Source organism: Methylobacterium frigidaeris, from assembly GCF_022179185.1.
In the GTDB taxonomy this organism is placed as follows: domain Bacteria; phylum Pseudomonadota; class Alphaproteobacteria; order Rhizobiales; family Beijerinckiaceae; genus Methylobacterium; species Methylobacterium frigidaeris.
This window is the reverse complement of record NZ_BPQJ01000014.1, coordinates 98,244-119,090: the sequence shown is the minus strand read 5'-3', so window position 1 is coordinate 119,090 and position 20,847 is coordinate 98,244. Positions and strand designations below refer to the sequence as shown.

Sequence of the window (20,847 nt, the reverse complement as noted above, 5' to 3'; positions counted from 1 at the left end):
GGCCACCTTGCCCTGGCGATCCCCATAGCGGAAGGGGCGGGAGAGCGGAACGGGTGTGCGCAGATGCGGGAACGAGATGGGCCCAAAGGGGACGTGTGGGACGATTACCGCTTCGTGCTCGCGGTGCACCGGGCCGGCACGGTCTCGGCGGCGGCGCGCCGGCTCGGGGTCGACCACGCCACGGTGATCCGGCGGATCGACCGACTCGAGCGGCGCCTCGGCGAGAAGCTCTTTCACCGCCGCGCCTCGGGCTACACCGCGACGCAAGCCGGCCTGGCGCTGGTGGCGACCGCCGATGCGATCGAATCGGAGATCATCCACGGCGAGGCGACGATCGGCCGGGCGGCGTCGCAGCTCGTCGGGACGGTGCGGATCGGCGCGCCGGACGGCTTCGGCAGCGCCTTCCTGGCGCCCCGCCTCACCGCCCTCATCGAGCGCCACCCCGAGCTCGACATCGAACTCGTCGCCACCGCCCGGCTGTTCAGCCTGTCGAAGCGCGAGGCCGATATCGCCATCGGCCTGAGCCTGCCGCCGGAGGGCCGCATCGTCGGGCGCAAGCTCACCGATTACGCGCTCAAGCTCTACGCCGCCCCCGCCTACCTCGCGACGCATCCGCCGATCCGGGAGCGCCGCGACCTCGAGGGCCACCGCTTCATCGGCTACATCGACGAATTGCTCTACTCGCCGGAACTCGACTACCTGCACCAGGTCGCGCCGGGGGCCAGCGCGCGCCTGCGCAGCGCCAACCTCAACGCCCAATTGCAGGCGACGGTGGCGGGTCTCGGCCTCGCGGTGCTGCCCTGCTTCATGGCCGCCCGGCGCCCTGACCTTGCCTGCGTGCTGCCGGACGCGGTGTCGCTCACTCGCAGCTTCTGGCTGATGATGCACGCCGACAGCCGCGACCTCGCCCGCATCCGCGCGGTCGCCGAGCACATCTACGCGGTGGTGGAGGCGGAGCGGGAGCTGTTCGCGCCTGGGGGGTGAGGCGTTTCAGGCCCTCACACCGGATGCCACCACCGCCCGCGCAGCACCACGCCCTCCGAGGTGATCCGCCGGTCCCCGGTCATGTGCTCGCCCAGCACGTCGACGTAGTCGAACTCCCCCTCCCGCACGGCCAGGACGGTCGCGTCGCCGAGCGACCCGACCTTCAGGCTGCCGTATTCCATGCGCTGGAGCGCCACGGCGGCATTCACCGTCGAGGCGGCGACGACCTCGGTCAGGCTCATGCCGAGGCAGAGCATCTTCGACATCGTGGTGACCTGGTCGAAGGCCGGACCGTCGATGCAGAGCGCGTGGACGTCCGAGGAGATCGTGTCGGGCTGGAAGCCGCCGGCCAGCATGGCGCGGGCGGTCTTGAAGGCGAAGGAGCCCTTGCCGTGACCGATATCGAACAGGATGCCGCGCTCGCGCGCCTCGCGCACCGCCGGCTTCACGGCTCCTTGCGCCGTCACCGGTGAATTCGGGAACGGCCGGAAGGCGTGGGTGAGCACGTCGCCGGGGCGCAGCATCGCCAGCACCGCCTCGTAGCTCGGCGGCGGCTCGTCGATATGGGCCATCAGCGGCAGGCCGGTCTCCTCGGCGACCTGGAGGGCGATCTCGAGGGGGGCCGTCCCCTGCGTGCCCGAGGCGTGGGCGCCGACCCGCACCTTGATGCCGACGATCACGTCGCGGTTGGCCTCGGCCACCGCGACCGCCTCCCGAGGCGCCATCAGGCGCATGTCCTGGCTCTCGCCGACCATCACGGTCTTGGAGAAGCCGTAGATGCCCGCGAACGAGACATGCAGGTAGGCGAGGATGCGGGCCTCGGAGCGCTCGATCACGTGCTTGCGAAAGCCCGGGAAATTGCCGGGCCCGGCGCTGCCGGTATCGACCGAGGTAGTGACGCCGGAGACCCGGCAGAATTCGTCGGCGTCGATGCCGAGCGAGGTGCCGCCCCAGTAGACATGGGTGTGCAGGTCGATGAGGCCCGGGGTGACGATCGCCCCGTTCATCTCGCGCACAACCGTCCCCTCCCCCGCCGGCAGGTCGCGGCCGAAGCCCGAGACGCGGCCGTCGCGGAAGGCGACGTCGGCGAGGCCGTCGTGGTTCTGCGAGGGATCGATGATGCGGGCGCCCCGCAGGATCAGCTCGTGCTGCACGTTTTCTTCCTTCTCGAGCAGGGGCGATGGACCGGTCACGCGGCCTGCGCCGGCATGGCGGCGCCGTCGAGGTGGCAGGCCGCGAAATGGTCGCCGCCGACCTTGTCGAGTTGCGGCTCCTCGGTGCGGCAGCGCGCGAAGGCGTGCGGGCAGCGGGTGTGGAAACGGCAGCCGCTCGGCGGGTTGATCGGGCTCGGCACGTCGCCGCGCAGGACGATGCGGGTGCGCCCGGCATCGGGCTCCGGCACCGGCACGGCGGAGAGCAGCGCCTGGGTGTAGGGGTGCTTCGGCGCCAGGAAGATCGCCCGGCGCGGGCCGATCTCGACGATCTTGCCGAGATACATCACGGCCACCCGGTGGGTCATGTGCTCGACGATGGCGAGGTCGTGCGAGATGAACAGCAACGCCAGATCCAGTTCCCGCTGCAGGTCCTGCAGCAGGTTGACGATCTGCGCCTTGACCGAGACGTCGAGGGCCGAGACCGCCTCGTCGCAGATGATCAGGTCCGGCTCGGCGGCCAGCGCCCGGGCGATCCCGATGCGCTGACGCTGGCCGCCGGAGAATTCGTGCGGAAAGCGCGACAAGGCCTCTCGCGGCAGGCCGACCCGCTCCATCAGGGCGGCGAGGCGCCCGTCGAGATCGGCGCGATTCCGGGCAAGGCCGAAATTGCGGATCGGCTCGGCCAGGATGTCGCGCACCCGCATCCGGGGATTGAGCGAGGAGAACGGGTCCTGGAACACCATCTGGATCCGCCGGCGCAGGGGCCGGAGCGCCCCGGCGGACAGGTCGTCGATGCGCTGTCCTCCGAGTACCACCTGGCCGGAGGTCGGCGGGAACAGCCGCATCAAGCTGCGGGCGACCGTGGACTTGCCGCAGCCGGACTCGCCGACGAGGGACAGGGTCTCCCCCTTCTCCAGGGTGAACGAGACGCCGTCCACGGCTTTCAGGCTGCGGGCGCCGCGGCCCAGCAGGCCGCCGCCGAGCAGGAAGTGCTTGCGCAGGTCGTTGACGGCGAGGAGGGGCTGACTCACGCGGCGAGCGCGTCCTTCGGCGCGTAGTGGCAGGCGGCGAGGTGGCCCGGCGCCTTCGGCTCCAGGGCCGGGGCGTGGCTGCGGCAGAGATCGGTGACGGAGGGGCAGCGGCCGGCGAAGACGCAGCCGTCGATGCGGGTCTTCAGGCTCGGCACCATGCCGGGGATCTCCGCCAGGCGCTGGGGCGCGCCCGGTCTCTCGGCGGCGCCGAGGCGCGGCACCGCGCCCATCAGGCCGCGCGTGTAGGGGTGGCGGGGCGTACGGAAGAGGTCGCGCACCGCCGCCTCCTCGACCTTGCGACCGGCATACATCACCACTACCCGGTCGGCGACCTCCGCCACGACGCCGAGATCGTGGGTGATCAGCATGATGGCGGCTCCGACCCGGCGCTTGAGGTCGCGCATCAGGTCGAGGATCTGGGCCTGGATCGTGACGTCGAGCGCCGTGGTCGGCTCGTCGGCGATGAGGAGCTTGGGCGAGCAGGCGAGCGCGATGGCGATCATCACCCGCTGGCGCATGCCGCCGGAGAGCTGGTGCGGGTATTCCCGCACCCGCCGCCGCGGCTCCGGGATCCCGACGAGGGCCAGCATCTCGACCGCCCGCTCCTCGGCGTCCTTCCGCGACAGGCCCTGGTGCAGGCGCAGGGTCTCGCCGATCTGGCGGCCCACGCTCAGCACCGGGTTGAGCGAGGTCATCGGCTCCTGGAAGATCACGCTGATGGCGTTGCCGCGGATGCGGCGCATCTCGCGCTCGGGCAGGCTCAGGAGGTCGCGCCCCTCGAACCGGATGGCGCCGGCGAGCCGGGCCGGCGGCTCGGGCAGGAGCCGCAGGATCGACATCGAGGTCACCGACTTGCCGCAGCCGGATTCACCGACGATCGCCAGGGTCTCGCCCGACTGAATCGAGAACGACACGCCGTCGACGGCGCGGTTGACCCCGTCGGGCGTGCGGAAATGGACCTGGAGGTTCTCGACGGAGAGGAGGGCCGATTCCTTGAGATCAGGCATCTTTGGCCATCCGCGGATCGAGGGCATCGCGCAGCCCGTCGCCGACGAGGTTCACGGCGAGCACGGTGAGCGACAGGAAGATCGCCGGGAAGAGGATGATGTAGAACTTCACCTGCCAGAGCGCCCGGCCCTCGGCCATGATGTTGCCCCAGGACGGGGTCGAGGGCGGCACGCCGGCCCCGATGAACGACAGGATCGACTCGGCGATCATGGCGGAGGCGCAGATATAGGTCGCCTGCACGGTCATCGGCGCCAGCGTGTTCGGCAGGATGTGGCGCCAGATGATCATCGGCATGCGGGTGCCGGTGGTCACCGCCGCCTCGACGTAGGGCTGCTCGCGCAAGGACAGGACGACGCCGCGCACCAGCCGCGCGACACGGGGAATCTCCGCCACGGTGATCGCCAGGATCACGTTCTCGATCGAGCCGCGGGTCAGCGCCATCAGGGCGATGGCCAGGAGAATGGGCGGGATCGACATCAGGCCGTCGACGATCCGCATGATGATTCCGTCGGCCCAGCGCACCATGCCGGAGACGAGGCCGATCGCGAGGCCGGCGAGGGAAGCCAGCAGCGCGACCGCGAAGCCGACGAGGAGCGAGACCCGGGCGCCGTAGACGACGCGGGAATAGACGTCGCGCCCGAGCATGTCGGTGCCGAACCAGTACTGGGCCGAGGGCACCCGCGTGCGGCGCGACGTGCTGATCGCGGTGGGATCGACTGTCCAGAGGTAGGGCGCGAGGATCGCCATCAGGGCGACGATCACCAGGATGGCGCCGCCGATCATGATGGTCGGGTGGCGCCGCCAAGTCCGGTGGATCCGCCCATAGGCTTTTCGCGGCGGGTAGAGGTCGGGCAGCGGCTGGGCGACCGCGAGGCCGGCAGGCACCTCGGGCGCCAAGGGATGGGCGGCGCTCAATAGCGGATCCTCGGGTCGATGAGGGTGTAGAGGAGGTCGATCGCCAGGTTCACCAGCACGTAGGTGAAGCTGAACAGGAGCACGACGCCCTGGATCACCGGATAGTCGCGCCGCAGGATCGCATCGACCGTGAGGCGGCCGAGGCCCGGAATCGCGAACACCGTCTCGGTGACGACGGCGCCGCCGATGAGGAGCGCGATGCCGATGCCGATCACCGTGACGATCGGCACCGCGGCGTTCTTCAAGGCGTGGACGAACAGCACGCTCCCTTGCGCCACGCCCTTGGCCCGCGCCGTGCGGACGTAATCCTGCTGCAGGACGTCGAGCATCGTCGCCCGGGTCACCCGGGCGATCAGCGCGATATAGACGAGGCCGAGGGTGAGCGCCGGCAGGACGAGGTTGGCGAGCCAGGGGCCCACCCCCTGCTCGATCGGCGTGTAGCCCTGCGCCGGCAGCCAGCCGAGTTCGAGGGCGAAGACGTAGGCCAGAAGGTAGCCGACGACGAAGACCGGCACCGAGAAGCCGAGCACCGCCGCCCCCATCACCAGCCGGTCGACGAGCCGCCCCGCCTTCCAGGCCGCGACGACGCCGAGCGGCACCGCGACCAGGACGGCGAAGATCAGCGTGACGAGCATCAGGGAGACGGTCGGCTGCACCCTTTGCCCGATCATGGTGGTGACCGGCAGGTTGGTGAAGATCGACGTGCCGAGATCCCCGTGCAGGATGCGCCAGGCCCACTCGCCGAAGCGGACCAGGAACGGCCGGTCGAGGCCGAGCGAGGCGCGGATGCGCTCGATATCGGCCGGCGAGGCCTGGTCGCCGGCGATGAGCGCCGCCGGGTCGCCGGGGGCCAACGAGAGCAGGCTGAACACGAACAGCCCGACCACCGCCATCACCGGGATGACGGCAAGGACGCGCCTGACGAGGAAGCCGAACACGGGATCGTCCTCAGGCCTTGGACACCCCCCAGGTGAAGGGCAGCGGCCCCTTGCCGACGCCGGTGATGGTCTTGCGCCAGGCCTGGTAGCCGAGGAAGTAGCCCGTCGGCACGTAGACACCCCCGGCGACCGCCGCGGCGTTCACCTTGTCGATCGCCGCCTTCTCGGCCGCGGGATCGGCCGCGTCGAACCACTCGGTGATGCCGGCCTCGACCGGCGGCAGGTCCGGCCAGCCGAACCAGGCCTTGTCGCCGTTGGCGCGGATCGCCGGGTAGACCGCCGGGTTGATGCAGTCGGCGCCGGCATGCCAGGTGTGGAACATGTTCCAGCCGCCTTGCGACGGCGGCGCCTTCGAGGCGCGGCGCGTGCCGACGGTGCCCCAGTCGGTGGCGACGAAATCGACCTTCATGCCCATCTGCTTGAGCAGGTCGGCGGTGACGTCGCCCATGTTCTTGGTGATCGGCTGGTCCTGCGCCACCACGCAGACCACCGGCTCGCCCTTGTAGCCGGCCTCCGCCAGGAGCTTCTTCGCCGCCGCGATGTCGCCCTTACCGATCTTGGCGCCGCCCGCCTCGCTGTAGAGCGGGGTGCCCGGCGTGAAGAAGCCGGGCAGCGGCTTCCACAGCTTGTCGTCGTCACCGATCAGCGCCCGCATGTAATCCTCCTGGTTCATGCCCATGAGGACGGCCTGGCGGATCTTCGGGTTGTCGAAGGGCGGATGCAGGTGGTTCATCCGGAACGAGCCGATATTGCCGAGGGGGTCGGCGATGTCGACGTTGATGTTGGCATTCTTGCGCAGGAGCGGGACGAGGTCGGGGATCGGGTTCTCCCACCAATCGACCTCGCCGTTCTGGAGCGCCGCCGACGCGGTAGCGGGATCGGGCATGATCACCCACTCGACCCGGTCGAGCAGCATGCGCTTGCCGCCGGCCAGCCACGAGGAGGGCTCGTCGCGCGGCTTGTAATCGGCGAATTTCTCGAACACCGCGCGGGCGCCGGGCACCCACTCGGCTCGGGCGAACTTCATCGGTCCCGAGCCGACATACTCGGTGATCTGCGTGAACGGATCGGTCTTGGCGATCCGTTCCGGCATGATGAAGGCGCACGGGGCGTTGTTCTTGCCCAGGGCCAGCAGGAGCTTGGGGAAGGGCTTCTTGAGCTGCCAGCGGAAGGTGCGATCGTCGACGGGGCTGAGTTCGACCTGCACTGCCCGGATCATGAGACCCATCGGGTCGCGGGCCATCCAGCGGGTGAGGCTCGCCACCACGTCCTTCGACAGGACGGGCTCGCCGTCGTGGAACTTGAGGCCGGGCCGCAACCGGAAGGTCCAGGTCAGGCCGTCGGCCGAGACCTCCTCCGACTCCACCATCTGGCGCTGGGGCTTCAGTTGCGCATCGACGCCGTAGAGCATGTCCCAGACGAGGGCGGCGGCGTTGCGGACGACGTACTGCGTCCCCCAGATCGGATCGAAATTCGCCAGGTTGGCTTGCGGCACGAAGCGCAGCACCTTCGCCGGCTGCGCGAGCGCCGGGGCGGCCAGTTGAGGCGCCATGCCGGCGGCACCGAGGGCGGCCGAGCCTTTCAGAAACGTCCTGCGGTCCATGGCGTATCCTGCCTGCGGGGCCTCTGGTCGTGAGCCGTGCCCGAGCCCCGAAAGGGCCGGCTCTCCCGCGAGGTTCGCCCCGGTCCGATCTCTCGGTCAAGGCGGAATGCGGGGGTCGTCACGGTCACGCTCGCCGAGGGAGCAAGCTTCGCGCCAGAGCCTGCAGGGTGGAGGCGCGCGGCGGGGCCGGATCCATGCGCCCTAAGCCCTCGTGTCTATCGCCTCTGGTCGATTTCCTGCGCGAACAATCGGCAATTTTGAGCGATCATTGCTCTTCGTGCGAGCGTTCGGACCTGACGATGAACGTGTCGTCGGCATCGAGGGACGGGCCGATGGGATCCTACGGTGAGATCATTTTCGATTCGCCGTCGCCCGCAGTCGATTGCCGGGTCTCGAACCTTACGGCATTCGCCGCCACGCTCACGGTCCCGGCCGGCCTCGTGGTACCGGACGGGTTCACGCTGGCGATCGCCGGCGAGGTCGTGATGCGCCGCTGCCGCGTGGTGTGGCGTCGGCGCGGCCGCGTCGGCGTGGCGTTCGAGATGCCAGCCTGACCCAGCGTGAGATGTCTTCAAGCGCGCTGCAGGCGAACCCCCTCAGGATCCGCACGTTGAGGCCGGCAAGTCCGACCGTCTCCGCAGGATGATCACCTGATGTCCGGCGGGGTTCGAACGACGCATGGGCGCAGAGACCTTCGATTTATCGTGAGCATGACCGTATCTCACGCACGAAGATCCGGCCGGGTGCGGCGTGCTCGCGACCCGATGCCGTTCGCACCGGGTGCCGCGTCCGGGCGCGCCGGTCCGACGCGGAGCACGCCCCGATGCTGAGCCAATCCGACGACACCGCGACCGAGATCCGGACCTTTCCGGTGTTCGAGCGGCGCTGGAACTGGTTCCAGACGGGCGTTCAGAGCGCGATCGGCGTGGTGATCGCGGCGGGCCTCGCCGGTTTGTTCGGCGACGGCCCCCTGGCGCATGCCGAACGCGCCGTGCCGGACACGCCGATCGTGCTGCGCTACGACCGCTTCCTGCGCGCCGGCCTGCCCTCGCAGATGCGGGTCGCGATCACCCGGCCGCTCGACGCGGAGCACCTCGACGGGGAACACTTGGCGATCGGCCTCAACGCCGCTTTCCTCGAGCATGTCTCGGTGACCGCGACCCAGCCCCGGGCCGAGGCGGTGGACGCGACGCCCGGTGGCGTCACCTACCGCTTCCGCCTCGGGCCCGAGCGCCGCGGCGACATCACCCTGATGCTGTCGCCGCGCGAGGCCGGCACCGTCGCGGCCAGGGTCTCGGCCCTCGGCCGGCCGGTCGATCTGCCTCTCCTGATCTATCCGTGACCGCTTCTTCGGAAGATGCGAGCCCCCGATGCGCACCGTCCTCACTGCCGCCCTGATGTACGGGATCATCCTGATCCTGCTGCGGGTCACCACGCGGCGCATCATGCGCTCGGCCACGCCCCTCGACATGGCGGTGGTCTTTCTGTTCGGCGGCATGGCGGTGCAGCCGATCCTCGGCGCCGATCGCTCGATCACCGGAGCGGTGCTCGCCGCCTGCACGGTCGCGGGGATGCATCTCGCGGCATCGCGGCTGAAGCTGTGGTGGCCGGTGGTCGGGCAGGTGGCGGAAGGCACGCCGGTCGTGATCTATTCCAACGGCACCTGGGACTGGCACCAGATGCACCGCCTGCGCATCGACGAGCGCGACGTGGTCGCGGAGATGCGCCAGAACGGCGTCCGCAGCTTCGCGGAGGTGCAGTCGGCGATCATCGAGCATACCGGCGGCATCACCATCGTGACCAAGCAGAAATGATGCGAGATCGAGCCGGTCTCTCTCGGCGATGGGTGCCATGAAGTCTGCCTGGCTTACCTAACTTTCTCGACACTATGAACGCCCTCCTGGTCGTTCCGGGCCGCGCTTTCGCTGCCCGGAACGACCAGGAGGGCGTGAAATCTCTTGGAGTCAAACGAACGGGCTCCCAATCATGAGAGGCCGGCCAACATTGCCCTATCGGCTGACTCGCAACCGCCGCTCCGACCTCAGATCGACCGGATCTTCTCCTCGATCCGCTTCGCCTCCTCCTCGTCGATCGTGACCGGGGCGCTGCTGTCGTTCGGCAGGCCCGGGCCAGTCTGGGCGATCGTCTCGTCGCGCGGACGGGCGTTGGGGCCGTTCGAGATCTTCGCCGGCCGGTCTTCGTCGTCCTTGGCCATCGATGCCTCCTTGTCAGCACATGTGCCGCTGCAGGGGGCAATCGGGAGGCCGGCGCATCGTTCCGAGAGAGCGTCAGATGACCTCGACCTTCGTGCCGACGGGCACGAAGCCGTAGAGTTCGATCACGTCCTCGTTCAGCATCCGGAAGCAGCCGGCCGACGCGGCCCGGCCGATCGAGCCCGGATCGGTGGTGCCGTGGATGCGGTAGAGCGTGGAGCCGAGATAGAGCGCCCGCGCCCCGAGCGGATTGCGCGGGCCGCCGGCGACGGTGCGCGGCAGGCCGGGCCGGCTGCGCCGCATCTCCGGCGTCGGCGTCCATTGCGGCCATTCCTGCTTGGCGGTGACCGTCTGGACCCCCTTCCAGGTCGTGCCGGGGCGCCCGACCGCCACCCGGTAGCGGACCGCCGTGCCGTCGCCGCGCACGAGATAGAGGAGGCGCGCCGCCGTATCGACCACGATGGTGCCGGGAGCCTGGGAGCCCGGGTAGCCGACCACCTTGCCGCGCCGCAAAGCCGGCAAGGCGACGGGCGGCGCGAGGCGTGGCGCTGAGGGCACCGGCAGTGGCTCGGCGGGCAGCGCGGCCAAGCGCGCGGGTGCGTCCGGCGCGAGACCAGGAGTCGTGAGAGGCAGCGTGGCGAGAGGCGGCGCCGCAGGAGGCGGCACGGCGGGGGGTGGTGCCGCAGGAAGCGGGGTGGCGAGAATTGGCGTGGCGAGAATTGGCGTGGCGAGAATTGGCGTGGAAGGAGCCGGCTCGGGGGCGAGCGCGGCCAGGCGCATGGGCGCGTCCGGCAGAGGCAGGGCCGGAACGGTGGCCGGCGCCTCGTCCGCGACGGGGCTGCGCAGCGCCTCGATGGCGGCGGCCGGGCGCGAGCGGCAGCGATAGACGCGCTGCCCGTCCGCCCGCATGGTCACCGGGCCGATCGCATCGACGACGATCTGCCGAGGCTCGGCATGGGCCTCCGCCCGCAGATCCTCGGCCGAGCGGAAGCAGCGCATGTGCAGGCGGTAGCCGATCGCCGTGTCGGAGACCCTGTCGATCCGGCAGCGCAGGTCGTGCGCCTCGAGCCGCGCCGCGCCGGCCGGCTTCAGCCGGATCTCGAACACCCGCGGGCTCGCCGGATCGGCGCAATCCCGCAGGGTCGGCGCCCACCAGCCCGCCGGCGACTCGTCGGCGCTCATCGCCTGGGCGGCGCTCGCGCTGCAGAGAAGAAGGGCGGGCAGGAGCCGGCCGAGACGTCGCATCGTGAAGGCTTTCCGGAGAGGGGCTTGACGGGGAAAGGGCTGGCTCGACGCGGCAGGGCTCATCGCGCGGGCGGGCGTCCCGCCTCGGCGACGGCGCGGAAGCCCCCGGCCTGCGGGGCCGTGCCGATCACCACGAACCCGCTCCAGCCGTCCCGGGGCGCGGGACCGCCGCCCGGCCCGGCATCGGCGACGAGGGCGACGCGCACCGCCTCGCCGGACCGGGTCTGGTCGCGGGCCGGCGGCGTGGACGGCACCTCCGCCTCCTCGAACAGGCCCGCCCGCAGCAGGAGCGGCGCGTCCTCGGCGACGGAGGCCGGCGCGCCCTCCGGGGTGCGGGCGGCCACGCGCATGGACGCCATGCGGGCGCCGAGCCGGTCGAGGGCGAGGCGGATCGGGCGCCCCTGCGGGGCGTCGAGCGCCGCCAGGGCGGCTCTCGTATCAGCTTGCGCCGGTACGACGTGGACGACGCGGTAATGGCGCGCCTTCAGCTGGCGCAGCAGCTCGGGCAGGATCGCGACGGTCCGGGGCTGGATGTCGTGGAGCAGGATGATCCCCCGCCCCGCCGCGTCGAGGCGCTTGAGCACGCGTTCCATCACCGCGGCCGGGGTGATCTTCTTCCAGTCGTCGCCGTCGACGTCGATGCTGAACGGCACCAGCCTCTGCGCCGTCGCGTAACGGTCGAGGGCGGGGCTGTGCCCGAGGCCGGGGAAGCGGAAGAACGGCGACAGGGTCGGCTCGTCGTCGGTGAGGACCGTGCGGACGGCCTCGAGTCCGCCATTGATCTGGTCGCGCCGCACCTCCGGGCTGCGGACCCGGTCGAGATAGCGGTGCGACCAGGTGTGGCTCGCGATGGTGTGGCCCTCGGCGGCGGTCCGGCGCAGGGTGTCGGGGAACTGCGCCACCATGCTGCCGATGACGAAGAACGTCGCCTTGACGCATTCCGCCTTGAGGGCGTCGAGCACGGCGTTGGTGCGCCGGGGTAGCGGCCCGTCGTCGAAGGTCAGCACCACCTCGCCGCGCTCGAGCGGCAGGGTGCGGCCGTAGCTCGCCCTGCCGACCGGCCCTTGCGTGAACGGCACTTCGAGGGTGCGCGCGGTGCCGAGCGCTCCGGGCCGGCACTCCTCCGCCGCGGCGAGGGCCGGCGGCAGGCACAGGATTCCGGACAGCAGCAGGAGCTTGAAGCAACGCACGAACTAACTCCGCCACGCCGAACGACCATCCCAGACAATTTCCCACGCAAACCTGAGTCACAGGTAAACGCGCCATCTTTCCGCCGCAGTCGCTTCGGGACCTGACTGTGTGACTCGCCTCTCACGGAGCAGCCGGCGATCACGCGGCCGGCATGGTTAATCACGATTAATACCGACACAGCCGGCCTGTTCGCCAGGAAAGACCTGTATAGATCGGGCATCGACGGGTCGCACCAACGGCATCGCGCCCGTCTCTTCAGCGGTCGACCCGGAAGAAGAAGGCGGGCAGGATGGTCGCGCCGTCGCGGCGCATCGCGGCGACGCGCCCCTTAACCCGACGCTAACCACGGCCGTCGTTCCGTCGCCGGAGGGCAGCGGAATCTCGGGCGGATGGCACGGCGCGGACACACCCTTCGGGCGGAGACCCCGCCGCACGGCGCCGTCCCGGCGGGCCTTGCGCCGCTCGCGCCCGGTCTCCTGAGGCTGGCGCGCTGGCGACTGCTCGCCATGCACCGGACGGCCGGCGTCGGCCATGTCGGCGGCAACCTCTCGGCCCTCGACGCGATGATGCTGGTGCATCACGAGATGCTGGCTGACGCGGACCGCTTCGTCCTCTCGAAGGGCCACGCGGCGGGCGCGCTCTACGTCACCCTGTGGAGCCGGGGCCTGATCACTGACGCCGAGCTCGACAGCTTCCACACCGACGGTACCCGGCTTCCCGGCCATCCTCCCGCCCGCGGCCTCCCCGGAATCCGCTTCGGCACCGGCAGCCTCGGACACGGCCTCTCGCTGGCCGGCGGGCTCGCCCTCGCGGCCCGGCTGCAGGGCCGGGAGGGCCGGGTCTTCTGCCTGACCTCCGACGGCGAGTGGCAGGAGGGCTCGACCCTCGAAGCGCTGATCTTCTGCGCCCACCGGCGGCTGTCCAACCTGACGATCCTGATCGACCACAACCGGCTCCAGGGCTTCGGCACGACCGACGAGGTCGCCTCCCTCGACCCGATCGGGCGGGTTCTGGCCGGCTTTTCCGTCGAGATCCGCGAGGCGGACGGGCACGACCTTCCCGCCATGCGCCGTGCCCTCGCGCCCGGAACCGACCGGCCGGTGGTCGTCGTCCTGCACACCGTGAAGGGACACGGCGTGCCCGCCATCGAGGGGCGCCTGGACAGCCACTACCTGCCGCTCACCGAGGAGCAGGTGCAAGCTGCGATCCTCGGCGACGCGGTCCTCGGCACCGGGGAGAATGCCTGATGCGGCGCGAACTCTGCGCGGCGCTCGTCGCCCGGGCGGCGCGCCCCGACCTCGTCTTCCTCACCGGCGATCTCGGCTTCGGCGCCCTGGAGCCGCTGCGCGACGCGCTCGGCGCGCGCTTCCTCAACGCCGGCATCGCCGAGCAGAACATGATCGGGGTGGCGGCGGCCCTCGCCAGCGAGGGGCTCGAGCCCTGGACCTACACCATCGCGCCGTTCTGCTATGCCCGTGCCTTCGAGCAGATCCGCAACGACGTCTGCCTTCACCGCCTGCCGGTGCGCCTGCTCGCCAATGGCGGCGGCTACGCCTACGGGGTGATGGGCCCGACCCATCACGCGCTGGAAGATTACGGCATCCTCTCGACGCTGCCGTCCTTGCGCATCTTCGTGCCCGCCTTCGACACCGATGTCGCTGCCGTGGTGGAGGCGGCCGGGGGCGATCCTGGGCCCGCTTACGTCCGGCTCGGGCGCGGCGAGGTGCCGGCGGGGTGCACCGCGCCTCCCTACGCGCCTTGGCGCCGCCTGCGCGCGGGACGCGGGCCGATCGTGGTGGCGGTGGGGCCGATGGCCGGCCTCGCCTGGTCGGCCTTCGCGGACGGTACGGAGGACGGGCCGGAAGTGTGGGCCGTGAGCGAACTGCCCCTGTCGATGAGCCCGCCGCCGCGGGCCTTCGTGGAGGCGCTGTCCGGCCGCACGCTCTGTGTCGTCGAGGAGCACGTCGCGCAAGGCGGCCTCGGCCAGAGCCTCGCCACCTGGTGCCTGGAGGGCGGCATCGCGGTGGCGGGCTTCCGCCCGGTCGCCGCCGCCGGCTACCCGTCCGGCACCTACGGCTCGCAAAGCTTCCACCGGCGCGAGAGCGGCCTCGATCCGGAGTCGCTCCGCCAGAGGCTCTCGGCATGAACGGCTCCGCCGCCGACTGGATCGACACCCTCAAGGGTCCCATCGCCGTGCTCGGCGCGGGGGGCTTCGTCGGGTGCAACCTGTTCCGCCACATCCTGGCGCGGCGCCGCGACGTCTACGCCGTCGCCCGCGTCCTGCCGGCGCCGCGCCTGCGCGGCATCGACCCCTCGCACCTGGTCGCGGTCGATTTCACCGACAAGGCGGCCACCGCCAACTTCGTCGAGGCGATCCGCCCGGCGACGGTGTTCGACTGCATCGCCTACGGCGCCTATTCCTTCGAGACCGACGCCGACCTGATCTACGCCACCAACTTCACCGCCCTCGTCGGGCGCGTCGAGCGGCTGGCCCAGGGTGGCACCCTCGCGGCCTACGTCCATGCCGGCTCGTCGTCCGAGTACGGCCTGAACTCCGCCGCCCCGGCGGAAGACGCGGCCCTCGTCCCCAACAGCGCCTACGCGGTCTCCAAGGCGGCGGCCGCGCAGTACCTCGCCTATGCGGGGAAGACGCGGCGCTGGCCGGTGGTCAACCTGCGGCTCTACTCGGTCTACGGCCCGTACGAGGATGCCGGCCGCCTGATCCCGGCCGTGGTGTCGCGCGGGATGGACGGGGGCTATCCCGACCTCGTCGACCCGACGATCGCGCGCGACTTCGTCTACGTCGAGGATGTCTGCCAGGCCTTCGTGCGCGCGGCGGCCAAGATGTCGCTCGACCTCTACGGCGAATCGCTCAACATCGGCACCGGCATCGAGACGACGATCGGCGACCTGGCGCTGACGGCGAAGGACCTGTTCGGCATCGCCGAGCCCCCTCGCTTCGGCGCGATGGCGCCCCGCGCCTGGGACCTCGCGCGCTGGCAGGCGAACCCCGAGAAAGCCGAGCGCCTGCTCGGCTGGCGCCCTGAGACCTCGCTCGCGGAGGGGCTCGCGCGCACCGCCGCCTGGATGCGCGAGGCCGGGGCGGACCTGTCCGGGCTCACCAAGGCCGGCGCGACGCGGCGCAGGAGCATCGCCGCCATCATCGCCTGCTACAAGGACGAGGAGGCGGTGCCGATCATGCATGCCCGCCTGACGGCGGTGTTCCGCAAGATCGACGTCGATTACGAGATCATCTTCGTCAACGACGCGAGCCCGGACGGGTGCGGCGAGCGGATCCGCGAATTGTCGGCCTCCGACCCGCACGTGCTCGGCATCACGCATTCACGCAATTTCGGCTCGCAGATGGCGTTCCGCAGCGGCATGGAGCTGGCGACCGCCCAGGCCTGCGTGCTCCTCGACGGCGACCTGCAGGACCCGCCCGAGCTGATCGCGCCGTTCTACGAGGCCTGGGTCGCGGGCCACGACGTGGTCTATGGCCGCCGCGTCAAGCGCGAGATGCCGCTGGTCTGGGGCCTGCTCTACAAGGCGTTCTACCGGGTCTTCGCCGCCTTCAGCTACGTGCGGATCCCGCACGATGCCGGCGACTTCTCGCTGATGGACCGGCGCGTCGTCGGCTGGCTGCTGAACTGCCCGGAGCGCGACCTGTTCATGCGGGGGCTTCGCGCCTATGTCGGCTTCCGCCAGACCGGGGTGGATTACGTGCGCCCGAAGCGGATGTTCGGCACGAGCACGAACAATCTTCTCTCCAACCTCGAATGGGCCAAGCGCGGCATCTTCTCGTTCAGCAACACGCCGCTGAAGATGCTCACCGCCGCAGGGATCGTGCTGCTCGGCCTCGCCGGCCTCATCGGGACGATCCTTGTCGCCGCCCATCTGCTCGTGCCGGACATCGCCCCGCGCGGTGCGGTCTCGACCCAATTGGCGATCCTGTTCTTCGGCGCCCTGAACCTGTTCGCGATCGGGCTGATCGGCGAGTACGTGGCGAAGATCATGGAGGAGGTGAAGGGACGCCCGCGCCTGATCCGAGCGGCGCTGATCCGCGGCGGCGTCGCGACCGACCTGCCGCCCGAGGGGAGAGCACGTCCATGACCCGCGCGCTCGCACAGGACGCCCCCGCCCTGCACCGCGACCGCGCCGCACCGGACGCGGTCAGGGACGATGGCGGAATCCGGCCCTCCACCCGGAGCGCGGCGGGGGCCGGCCTCGGCCACCTGCCCTTCGCGATCGTGCTGGTGCTCGCGGCCGCCCCCAACCTCCTGTTCCTCGCCACCCATCTGGCGAGCGCGCCGCTCGCGGCGGGCACGGTCGCCCTCCTGTCGGCGGCGCTGCTCCTCGTCCTGCGCGACCTCGCGCGGACCCGCGCGCCCATCGACGGGCCGCTCCTCACGGCCGCCCTCGCGGCGGGGATCGGGCTCTGCCTGCTCGGCGGCCAGACCCACCTGTTCTTCGCCAACGACGACTGGCTGATCCGCGACGCGGTGTTGCGCGACCTCGTCGCCGAGCCCTGGCCGGTCGGCTACCTCTATGCCGGCGACCCGACGATGCTGCGCGCGCCGCTCGGGCTCTACCTGCTGCCGGCGGCCATCGGCAAGGTCGCCGGCCTGTACGGGGCGCACGGCGCGCTGCTCGCACAGAACGCGCTCCTGTTCGGCTGCCTGTTCTACGGCTTCGCCCGCCTCGCCCCGTCGCACCGGCAGGGCCTCGCGCTGCTCGCGGTCTTCGTCGCGTTCAGCGGCTGGGACGTCGTCGGCGCGTGGAAGCTCGGCGGTCCGACCACGCCCGGCATCCATCTCGAGCAATGGCTCGGGAACCTGCAATTCTCGTCCCACGTGACGCAACTCTTCTGGGTACCGAACCACGCGGCCTCGGGCTGGATCTTCGTCGGAGCCTACTGCCTCTGGCGCGCCTCGGCCCTGCGGGCCTCCTCGCTGGCGGTGGTGTTCGGCCTGTGCGTATTCTGGTCGCCGCTGAGCGCCATCGGCGCCCTGCCCTTCCTGATCGTCGCGCTCCTCGTCGACCGGGCCGCGGGCCGGCTCACGCCCGGCGCCGTCGCGACCGTGGGCCTCGCCGGACTCGGGCTCCTGCCGGTCGCGATCTATCTCGGAGCGGATGCCGGCCGCGTCCCGCACGGATTCCAGGATATGACCGGGGAGTTCGCCTCCCGGTACGTCCTCTTCCTCACGATCGAGATCGTCCCGGCCCTGGTCGTCCTCGGCCTCGGGCCGGGGTCGATCCTCGGTGCCGACCGCTGGACGAGGCGGGAGACCGGACTCGTCCTCGGCCTCCTGCTGCTGGCGCCGCTCTACCGGCTCGGCGGGGCGGATTTCGTCATGCGCGCCTCGATCCCGGCCCTTGCCCTCATGGCTTTGCGGGTCGGCACGGCGGTGCCGAGGCTCCACGGCCGGTCCGCGGCGCTCGCCGTGGCGATCCTCGGCATCGGCGCGGTCACGCCCCTCTACGAGGTGACCCGCGCCATGGTCGTCCCGGCCTTCTCGATCAGCGCCTGCAACCTCCTGGCCGCCGCCCGGACCCCACCCAATGACGGGCCGCTCTTCCACTACATCGCCCGGATCGACGCCCTGGAGGGACGCCTCGCCGGCCGCGTCCTCGCCAGGCCCGGGGCGCTGGTGCGGCTCGTGCCGCAGGGCCCGTGCTGGCCCGATCACCCGGCGCACCAGGAGCGTGCCGGGGAGGCGTTCTAGGGTCGAGAACCCGATCGCCTCACCAGGCGAAGGACGGCTTGCGACGCCCTCCAGGCGTTCACGCGGCGCTGGGGGCACTATGGTGCCGCAATGACATACTCCTTGGGCACAGAGGGACAGCACCGCGCATCGTTCGGGCCCAAGGTCGTCAGCGTCATCCTGATCCGGCCGCGACTGAACTTCGCGGCCCGTGGCGACTGGCCGTACACATCGGGAACCGTCCTGATGAATCGAAATCCGTTGCTCGTTCCCTGGTAGAGGCTCACCTCGATCGAATCCGAATTGCCGCCATCCTTGGGATGATAATAGGAAACGGTGAGCGCATCCTCCTGTCGATCTCCTGTGAAGTCGCCAAAGAACGGATGGACTTGAACGTAATCCGCTCCCTTGATCCTTTTTTTCTCGAGAGCGATCAACGCTTTTCGACCAGCACCCTCAGCGCGCGCTTGCCCGACCAGAGGGGTGAGACAAAAAACTGATAAGCATGCCGAAACCAGGATGGAGTTCGTTCGCAGGCGCCTTCCGTAACCGGTCATACGTCCCACCCAGCCTTTGCTTGAAAGACAAGACCGTAGAAGAATTCAACGTCAAATACAATAATTATTCTGGCATTGAATCGCTTCAAACTACGCCTCAAGTCGAAGAGTGAGGCGAGGATGTTCGACAGGCGGTCGCTGAACGGTGGCCGCCCCCTCACCGATCGTTCGCCGGGTCGCGCTGGCCGGGTTTCGACCCGATGGTCGTCGCATGAGCCGGGATGTCATGAGCCGAGACAGGGCGCGGGCCGGCACCGCCCGGATCTTTTAAGGATCCGCTAACCAAGAATACCGTTTCATCGACCTTACCATGCGGAAGACGGACGAACGGGCAGAGGATCAACGGGGCGCGGGCGGCGAGCCGCCGCGTCCCGCGTCCGCCATCGTGCCGCGATCCCGATCGTGAGGACGTCGCCTGTGACCCCGAACAGCCAGACCATCACTGCCCCGGCCGCGATCCTGGACGGACTCCAGGGCCGCGACTGCCCGGTCTGCGGGGCGCCCGAGCACGCCGCGCGGGCCTTCCTGTCGGCCTCGATCGACCCCGCCCGGATCGGCGCGCTCAGCTTCGCCTCGCGAAAAGTCCCCGAATTCATGACGTTCCGCCTGGTCCGCTGCGAGACCTGCGAGACCGTGTTCGCCGCCGAGGCACCGGGGGCCGAGGCCCTGGCGCGTGCCTATCGGGATGCCGGCTACGACAGCGCCGAGGAGGCCCGCTACGCGGCGCGCACCTATGCGCAGGCTCTGGCGCCCCGGCTCGGCGCGGAGCATCGCGGCGGCACGGCTCTCGAGATCGGTGCGGGCAGCGGGGTCTTCCTGCAGGAGTTGCTGGATCTCGGGTTTGCCGAGGTCATCGGTGTCGAGCCCTCGCACGACGCCGTCGCGGCGGCCCCCGCCGCGCTCCGCCCGCACCTGCGGGTCGGGGTGTTCGAGCCCGGCGCGCACCGGCCGGGCAGCCTGTCGCTGGTGTGCTGCTTCCAGACCCTGGAGCACGTCCCCGATCCGCGCGGCCTGACGCAGGCTGCCTATGACCTGCTGCGGCCCGGCGGGCTGATCGCCTTCGTCACCCACGATTACCGGGCGCCGATCAACCGGCTCCTCGGCCGCCGCTCGCCGATCATCGACATCGAGCACATGCAGCTGTTCTGCCCGGCGAGCCTGCGCCGCCTCCTCGACGAGGCGGGGTTCGGAGAGATCGCGACCGGCGCCATCCGGAATCGATACCCACTGCGCTACTGGCTGCGCCTGCTGCCCCTGCCGGGACCGCTCAAGCCGTCCGCCCTGGCCGCCGCGGAGGCCCTGGGCCTGGGTCGGCGGAGCGTCGGCCTGAATGTCGGCAATCTCCTCAGCGTGGCGCGCAAGCCGCTGTGACCGAGCCGCTATGAGCCCGCGTCGGGCCGGCGCGCCGTGACGGTGTAGCCGAGGCAATCCTCGCCCCAGTCCGAGCGAAGCGACAGGGTGCCGATCACGGCGAGCCCGCCGAGGAGTGGCAGCAGGGCCGCGCCGAGGAGCCGGCGCGCCGGGTGGCCGCCCTCGCCCATGAGCGGGATCAGGCACAGGGCCATCGCCTTGTAGCAGGCGACGGTGACCGGATTGCCGCGGGCCGTGACGCGGACGTCGCGAAACCCCGCCTGGCGCAGCAGCAGGTCCAGCGAGGACGGCGTGTAGCGCCAGTAATCGTAGGGGACGAAGTGCCAGCGGGCCGCGAACGGCACCGTGATGACGAGGCGGCCGCCGGGCCGCAGGCAGCGGAAGAGGTTGTCGACGAAGGGCGCCGGCGTCTCGATATGCTCGAGGACCTCGGTGCAGAGGACGACGTCGACGGATTCGGGCGGGACGTTCCAGTCGGTCCCCTCGAAATACTCGGTGTCCGGCACCGCGTAGCCGAACCGGTCGAGGGCGTCGCGGGTGTCGATGCCGCGGTAGCGCGCCGCCGGAGGCAGGAGCGAGCGGAAGACCTGGGCGCCGCAGCCGACATCGAGCACGATGCCGGAGGCTTTGGACAGCTCCACCCGCATGTCGCGCCAGGCCGACCCGGCCTGGAGATCGAGGAAGCGCCGTCCCGCCGCGAGCAGGTCGTCCCACCGGGAGCGCCGGGGGCGGAAGACCGGCGGCTTGAAGCGTTCCGCCTCCTGCTCGACCAGGTTGCGGCGCGTGGCGTGCGTGCTCATCCGGCGAGTTCCTGATCGGTGAGGCCGCTCGTGCGCCGAGCCAGCCTGCCGGGAGTGTCGGCCGGAGGCACAAGCGGCCCGGCATTTTGAGTGTGAGTGAAGAAGTGAAGTGGCGCGCCCGAAAGGATTCGAAAG

20 protein-coding genes and 1 tRNA gene (1 of these 21 cut by a window edge) are annotated in these 20,847 nt (G+C 70.6%); 9 read left to right on the top strand and 12 right to left on the bottom strand.

Annotated elements, in window-relative coordinates:
- Positions 1 to 63: 63 nt before the first annotated feature.
- Positions 64 to 984: a LysR family transcriptional regulator gene (locus tag MFF64_RS16410; protein ID WP_099899647.1), complete on the top strand. Its 921-nt coding sequence runs from the start codon at positions 64 to 66 to the stop codon at positions 982 to 984.
- A 14-nt stretch (positions 985 to 998) separates the two neighbouring features.
- Here MFF64_RS16410 and MFF64_RS16405 read toward each other — a convergent pair whose 3' ends face one another.
- Genes MFF64_RS16405 through MFF64_RS16380 form a run of 6 tightly spaced genes read right to left on the bottom strand, consistent with a single transcriptional unit; the run spans position 999 to position 7,633 of the window.
- A complete protein-coding gene (locus MFF64_RS16405; protein ID WP_099899649.1) occupies positions 999 to 2,138 on the bottom strand; it encodes an amidohydrolase/deacetylase family metallohydrolase in 1,140 nt (379 codons plus the stop codon).
- A gap of 35 nt (positions 2,139 to 2,173) precedes the next feature.
- Positions 2,174 to 3,169, bottom strand: a complete 996-nt coding sequence (locus tag MFF64_RS16400; RefSeq protein ID WP_099899650.1) for an ABC transporter ATP-binding protein — start codon at positions 3,167 to 3,169, stop codon at positions 2,174 to 2,176.
- Positions 3,166 to 4,176, bottom strand: a complete 1,011-nt coding sequence (locus MFF64_RS16395) for an ABC transporter ATP-binding protein (RefSeq protein WP_238191557.1) — start codon at positions 4,174 to 4,176, stop codon at positions 3,166 to 3,168. Before MFF64_RS16395 ends, MFF64_RS16400 begins: the two co-directional genes overlap by 4 nt.
- On the bottom strand, positions 4,169 to 5,092 hold the full coding sequence (locus tag MFF64_RS16390; protein ID WP_099899652.1) for an ABC transporter permease: 924 nt from the start codon (positions 5,090 to 5,092) through the stop codon (positions 4,169 to 4,171). Before MFF64_RS16390 ends, MFF64_RS16395 begins: the two co-directional genes overlap by 8 nt.
- Complete coding sequence (locus MFF64_RS16385) at positions 5,089 to 6,030, bottom strand: ABC transporter permease (protein WP_099899654.1); 942 nt, start codon at positions 6,028 to 6,030, stop codon at positions 5,089 to 5,091. Before MFF64_RS16385 ends, MFF64_RS16390 begins: the two co-directional genes overlap by 4 nt.
- Before the next feature lie 10 nt (positions 6,031 to 6,040).
- Positions 6,041 to 7,633 carry an ABC transporter substrate-binding protein gene (locus tag MFF64_RS16380; protein ID WP_238191555.1) on the bottom strand — a complete coding sequence of 531 codons (1,593 nt, stop codon included), beginning with the start codon at positions 7,631 to 7,633 and terminating at the stop codon, positions 6,041 to 6,043.
- Positions 7,634 to 7,827: 194 nt separating this feature from the next.
- On the opposite strand from MFF64_RS16380, the gene MFF64_RS16375 reads away from it, so the two are divergent.
- The 3 genes from MFF64_RS16375 (at position 7,828) to MFF64_RS16365 (ending at position 9,447) form a co-directional block, all read left to right on the top strand.
- A complete protein-coding gene (locus MFF64_RS16375; RefSeq protein WP_133123329.1) occupies positions 7,828 to 8,187 on the top strand; it encodes a hypothetical protein in 360 nt (119 codons plus the stop codon).
- A 269-nt stretch (positions 8,188 to 8,456) separates the two neighbouring features.
- Positions 8,457 to 8,975 carry a hypothetical protein gene (locus tag MFF64_RS16370; protein ID WP_099901503.1) on the top strand — a complete coding sequence of 173 codons (519 nt, stop codon included), beginning with the start codon at positions 8,457 to 8,459 and terminating at the stop codon, positions 8,973 to 8,975.
- Positions 8,976 to 9,003: 28 nt separating this feature from the next.
- Complete coding sequence (locus tag MFF64_RS16365) at positions 9,004 to 9,447, top strand: DUF421 domain-containing protein (protein WP_238191553.1); 444 nt, start codon at positions 9,004 to 9,006, stop codon at positions 9,445 to 9,447.
- Positions 9,448 to 9,674: 227 nt separating this feature from the next.
- Here MFF64_RS16365 and MFF64_RS16360 read toward each other — a convergent pair whose 3' ends face one another.
- The 3 genes from MFF64_RS16360 to MFF64_RS16350 form a co-directional block, all read right to left on the bottom strand.
- Entirely contained in the window at positions 9,675 to 9,848 is a 174-nt protein-coding gene (locus MFF64_RS16360) for a hypothetical protein (RefSeq protein WP_165795693.1), read from the bottom strand.
- Positions 9,849 to 9,921: 73 nt separating this feature from the next.
- Entirely contained in the window at positions 9,922 to 11,091 is a 1,170-nt protein-coding gene (locus MFF64_RS38020) for a L,D-transpeptidase (protein WP_309296455.1), read from the bottom strand.
- A gap of 59 nt (positions 11,092 to 11,150) precedes the next feature.
- Entirely contained in the window at positions 11,151 to 12,281 is a 1,131-nt protein-coding gene (locus tag MFF64_RS16350; protein ID WP_238191551.1) for a polysaccharide deacetylase family protein, read from the bottom strand.
- A 390-nt stretch (positions 12,282 to 12,671) separates the two neighbouring features.
- Here MFF64_RS16350 and MFF64_RS16345 point away from each other — a divergent pair, with 390 nt between their 5' ends.
- Genes MFF64_RS16345 through MFF64_RS16330 form a run of 4 tightly spaced genes read left to right on the top strand, consistent with a single transcriptional unit; the run spans position 12,672 to position 18,005 of the window.
- Positions 12,672 to 13,529, top strand: a complete 858-nt coding sequence (locus MFF64_RS16345) for a transketolase (RefSeq protein WP_238191550.1) — start codon at positions 12,672 to 12,674, stop codon at positions 13,527 to 13,529.
- Positions 13,529 to 14,428, top strand: coding sequence for a transketolase family protein (locus tag MFF64_RS16340; protein ID WP_238191548.1), 900 nt, complete (start codon positions 13,529 to 13,531; stop codon positions 14,426 to 14,428). Before MFF64_RS16345 ends, MFF64_RS16340 begins: the two co-directional genes overlap by 1 nt.
- Positions 14,425 to 16,392, top strand: coding sequence for an NAD-dependent epimerase/dehydratase family protein (locus MFF64_RS16335; protein WP_238191547.1), 1,968 nt, complete (start codon positions 14,425 to 14,427; stop codon positions 16,390 to 16,392). Before MFF64_RS16340 ends, MFF64_RS16335 begins: the two co-directional genes overlap by 4 nt.
- Entirely contained in the window at positions 16,389 to 18,005 is a 1,617-nt protein-coding gene (locus tag MFF64_RS16330) for a hypothetical protein (protein ID WP_099904190.1), read from the top strand. The genes MFF64_RS16335 and MFF64_RS16330 overlap by 4 nt, the downstream gene beginning before the upstream one ends.
- 77 nt (positions 18,006 to 18,082) lie before the next feature.
- On the opposite strand, the gene MFF64_RS16325 is transcribed toward MFF64_RS16330, so the two are convergent.
- The gene (locus tag MFF64_RS16325; RefSeq protein WP_133123552.1) at positions 18,083 to 18,421 is read right to left on the bottom strand and encodes a hypothetical protein; all 339 of its coding nucleotides are present in this window, start codon (positions 18,419 to 18,421) and stop codon (positions 18,083 to 18,085) included.
- A 522-nt stretch (positions 18,422 to 18,943) separates the two neighbouring features.
- Here MFF64_RS16325 and MFF64_RS16320 point away from each other — a divergent pair.
- Positions 18,944 to 19,912, top strand: coding sequence for a class I SAM-dependent methyltransferase (locus tag MFF64_RS16320; protein ID WP_238191545.1), 969 nt, complete (start codon positions 18,944 to 18,946; stop codon positions 19,910 to 19,912).
- A gap of 8 nt (positions 19,913 to 19,920) precedes the next feature.
- Here MFF64_RS16320 and MFF64_RS16315 read toward each other — a convergent pair whose 3' ends face one another.
- On the bottom strand, positions 19,921 to 20,712 hold the full coding sequence (locus tag MFF64_RS16315; protein WP_099900869.1) for a class I SAM-dependent methyltransferase: 792 nt from the start codon (positions 20,710 to 20,712) through the stop codon (positions 19,921 to 19,923).
- 110 nt (positions 20,713 to 20,822) lie between these two features.
- Positions 20,823 to 20,847 (bottom strand) — tRNA-Arg (locus MFF64_RS16310) (it continues 152 nt past the right edge of the window).

What these genes read in the sequence shown, in the direction of transcription:
- MFF64_RS16340 (WP_238191548.1), top strand. Translation starts at nt 13,529, where the DNA reads ATGCGGCGCGAACTCTGCGCGGCGCTCGTCGCCCGGGCGGCGCGCCCC.
- MFF64_RS16330 (WP_099904190.1), top strand. Translation starts at nt 16,389, where the DNA reads ATGACCCGCGCGCTCGCACAGGACGCCCCCGCCCTGCACCGCGACCGC.
- MFF64_RS16370 (WP_099901503.1), top strand. Translation starts at nt 8,457, where the DNA reads ATGCTGAGCCAATCCGACGACACCGCGACCGAGATCCGGACCTTTCCG.
- MFF64_RS16395 (WP_238191557.1), bottom strand. Translation starts at nt 4,176, where the DNA reads ATGCCTGATCTCAAGGAATCGGCCCTCCTCTCCGTCGAGAACCTCCAG.
- MFF64_RS38020 (WP_309296455.1), bottom strand. Translation starts at nt 11,091, where the DNA reads ATGCGACGTCTCGGCCGGCTCCTGCCCGCCCTTCTTCTCTGCAGCGCG.
- MFF64_RS16360 (WP_165795693.1), bottom strand. Translation starts at nt 9,848, where the DNA reads ATGGCCAAGGACGACGAAGACCGGCCGGCGAAGATCTCGAACGGCCCC.
- MFF64_RS16345 (WP_238191550.1), top strand. Translation starts at nt 12,672, where the DNA reads ATGGCACGGCGCGGACACACCCTTCGGGCGGAGACCCCGCCGCACGGC.
- MFF64_RS16335 (WP_238191547.1), top strand. Translation starts at nt 14,425, where the DNA reads ATGAACGGCTCCGCCGCCGACTGGATCGACACCCTCAAGGGTCCCATC.
- MFF64_RS16380 (WP_238191555.1), bottom strand. Translation starts at nt 7,633, where the DNA reads ATGGACCGCAGGACGTTTCTGAAAGGCTCGGCCGCCCTCGGTGCCGCC.
- MFF64_RS16365 (WP_238191553.1), top strand. Translation starts at nt 9,004, where the DNA reads ATGCGCACCGTCCTCACTGCCGCCCTGATGTACGGGATCATCCTGATC.
- MFF64_RS16375 (WP_133123329.1), top strand. Translation starts at nt 7,828, where the DNA reads ATGCGCCCTAAGCCCTCGTGTCTATCGCCTCTGGTCGATTTCCTGCGC.
- MFF64_RS16315 (WP_099900869.1), bottom strand. Translation starts at nt 20,712, where the DNA reads ATGAGCACGCACGCCACGCGCCGCAACCTGGTCGAGCAGGAGGCGGAA.
- MFF64_RS16410 (WP_099899647.1), top strand. Translation starts at nt 64, where the DNA reads ATGCGGGAACGAGATGGGCCCAAAGGGGACGTGTGGGACGATTACCGC.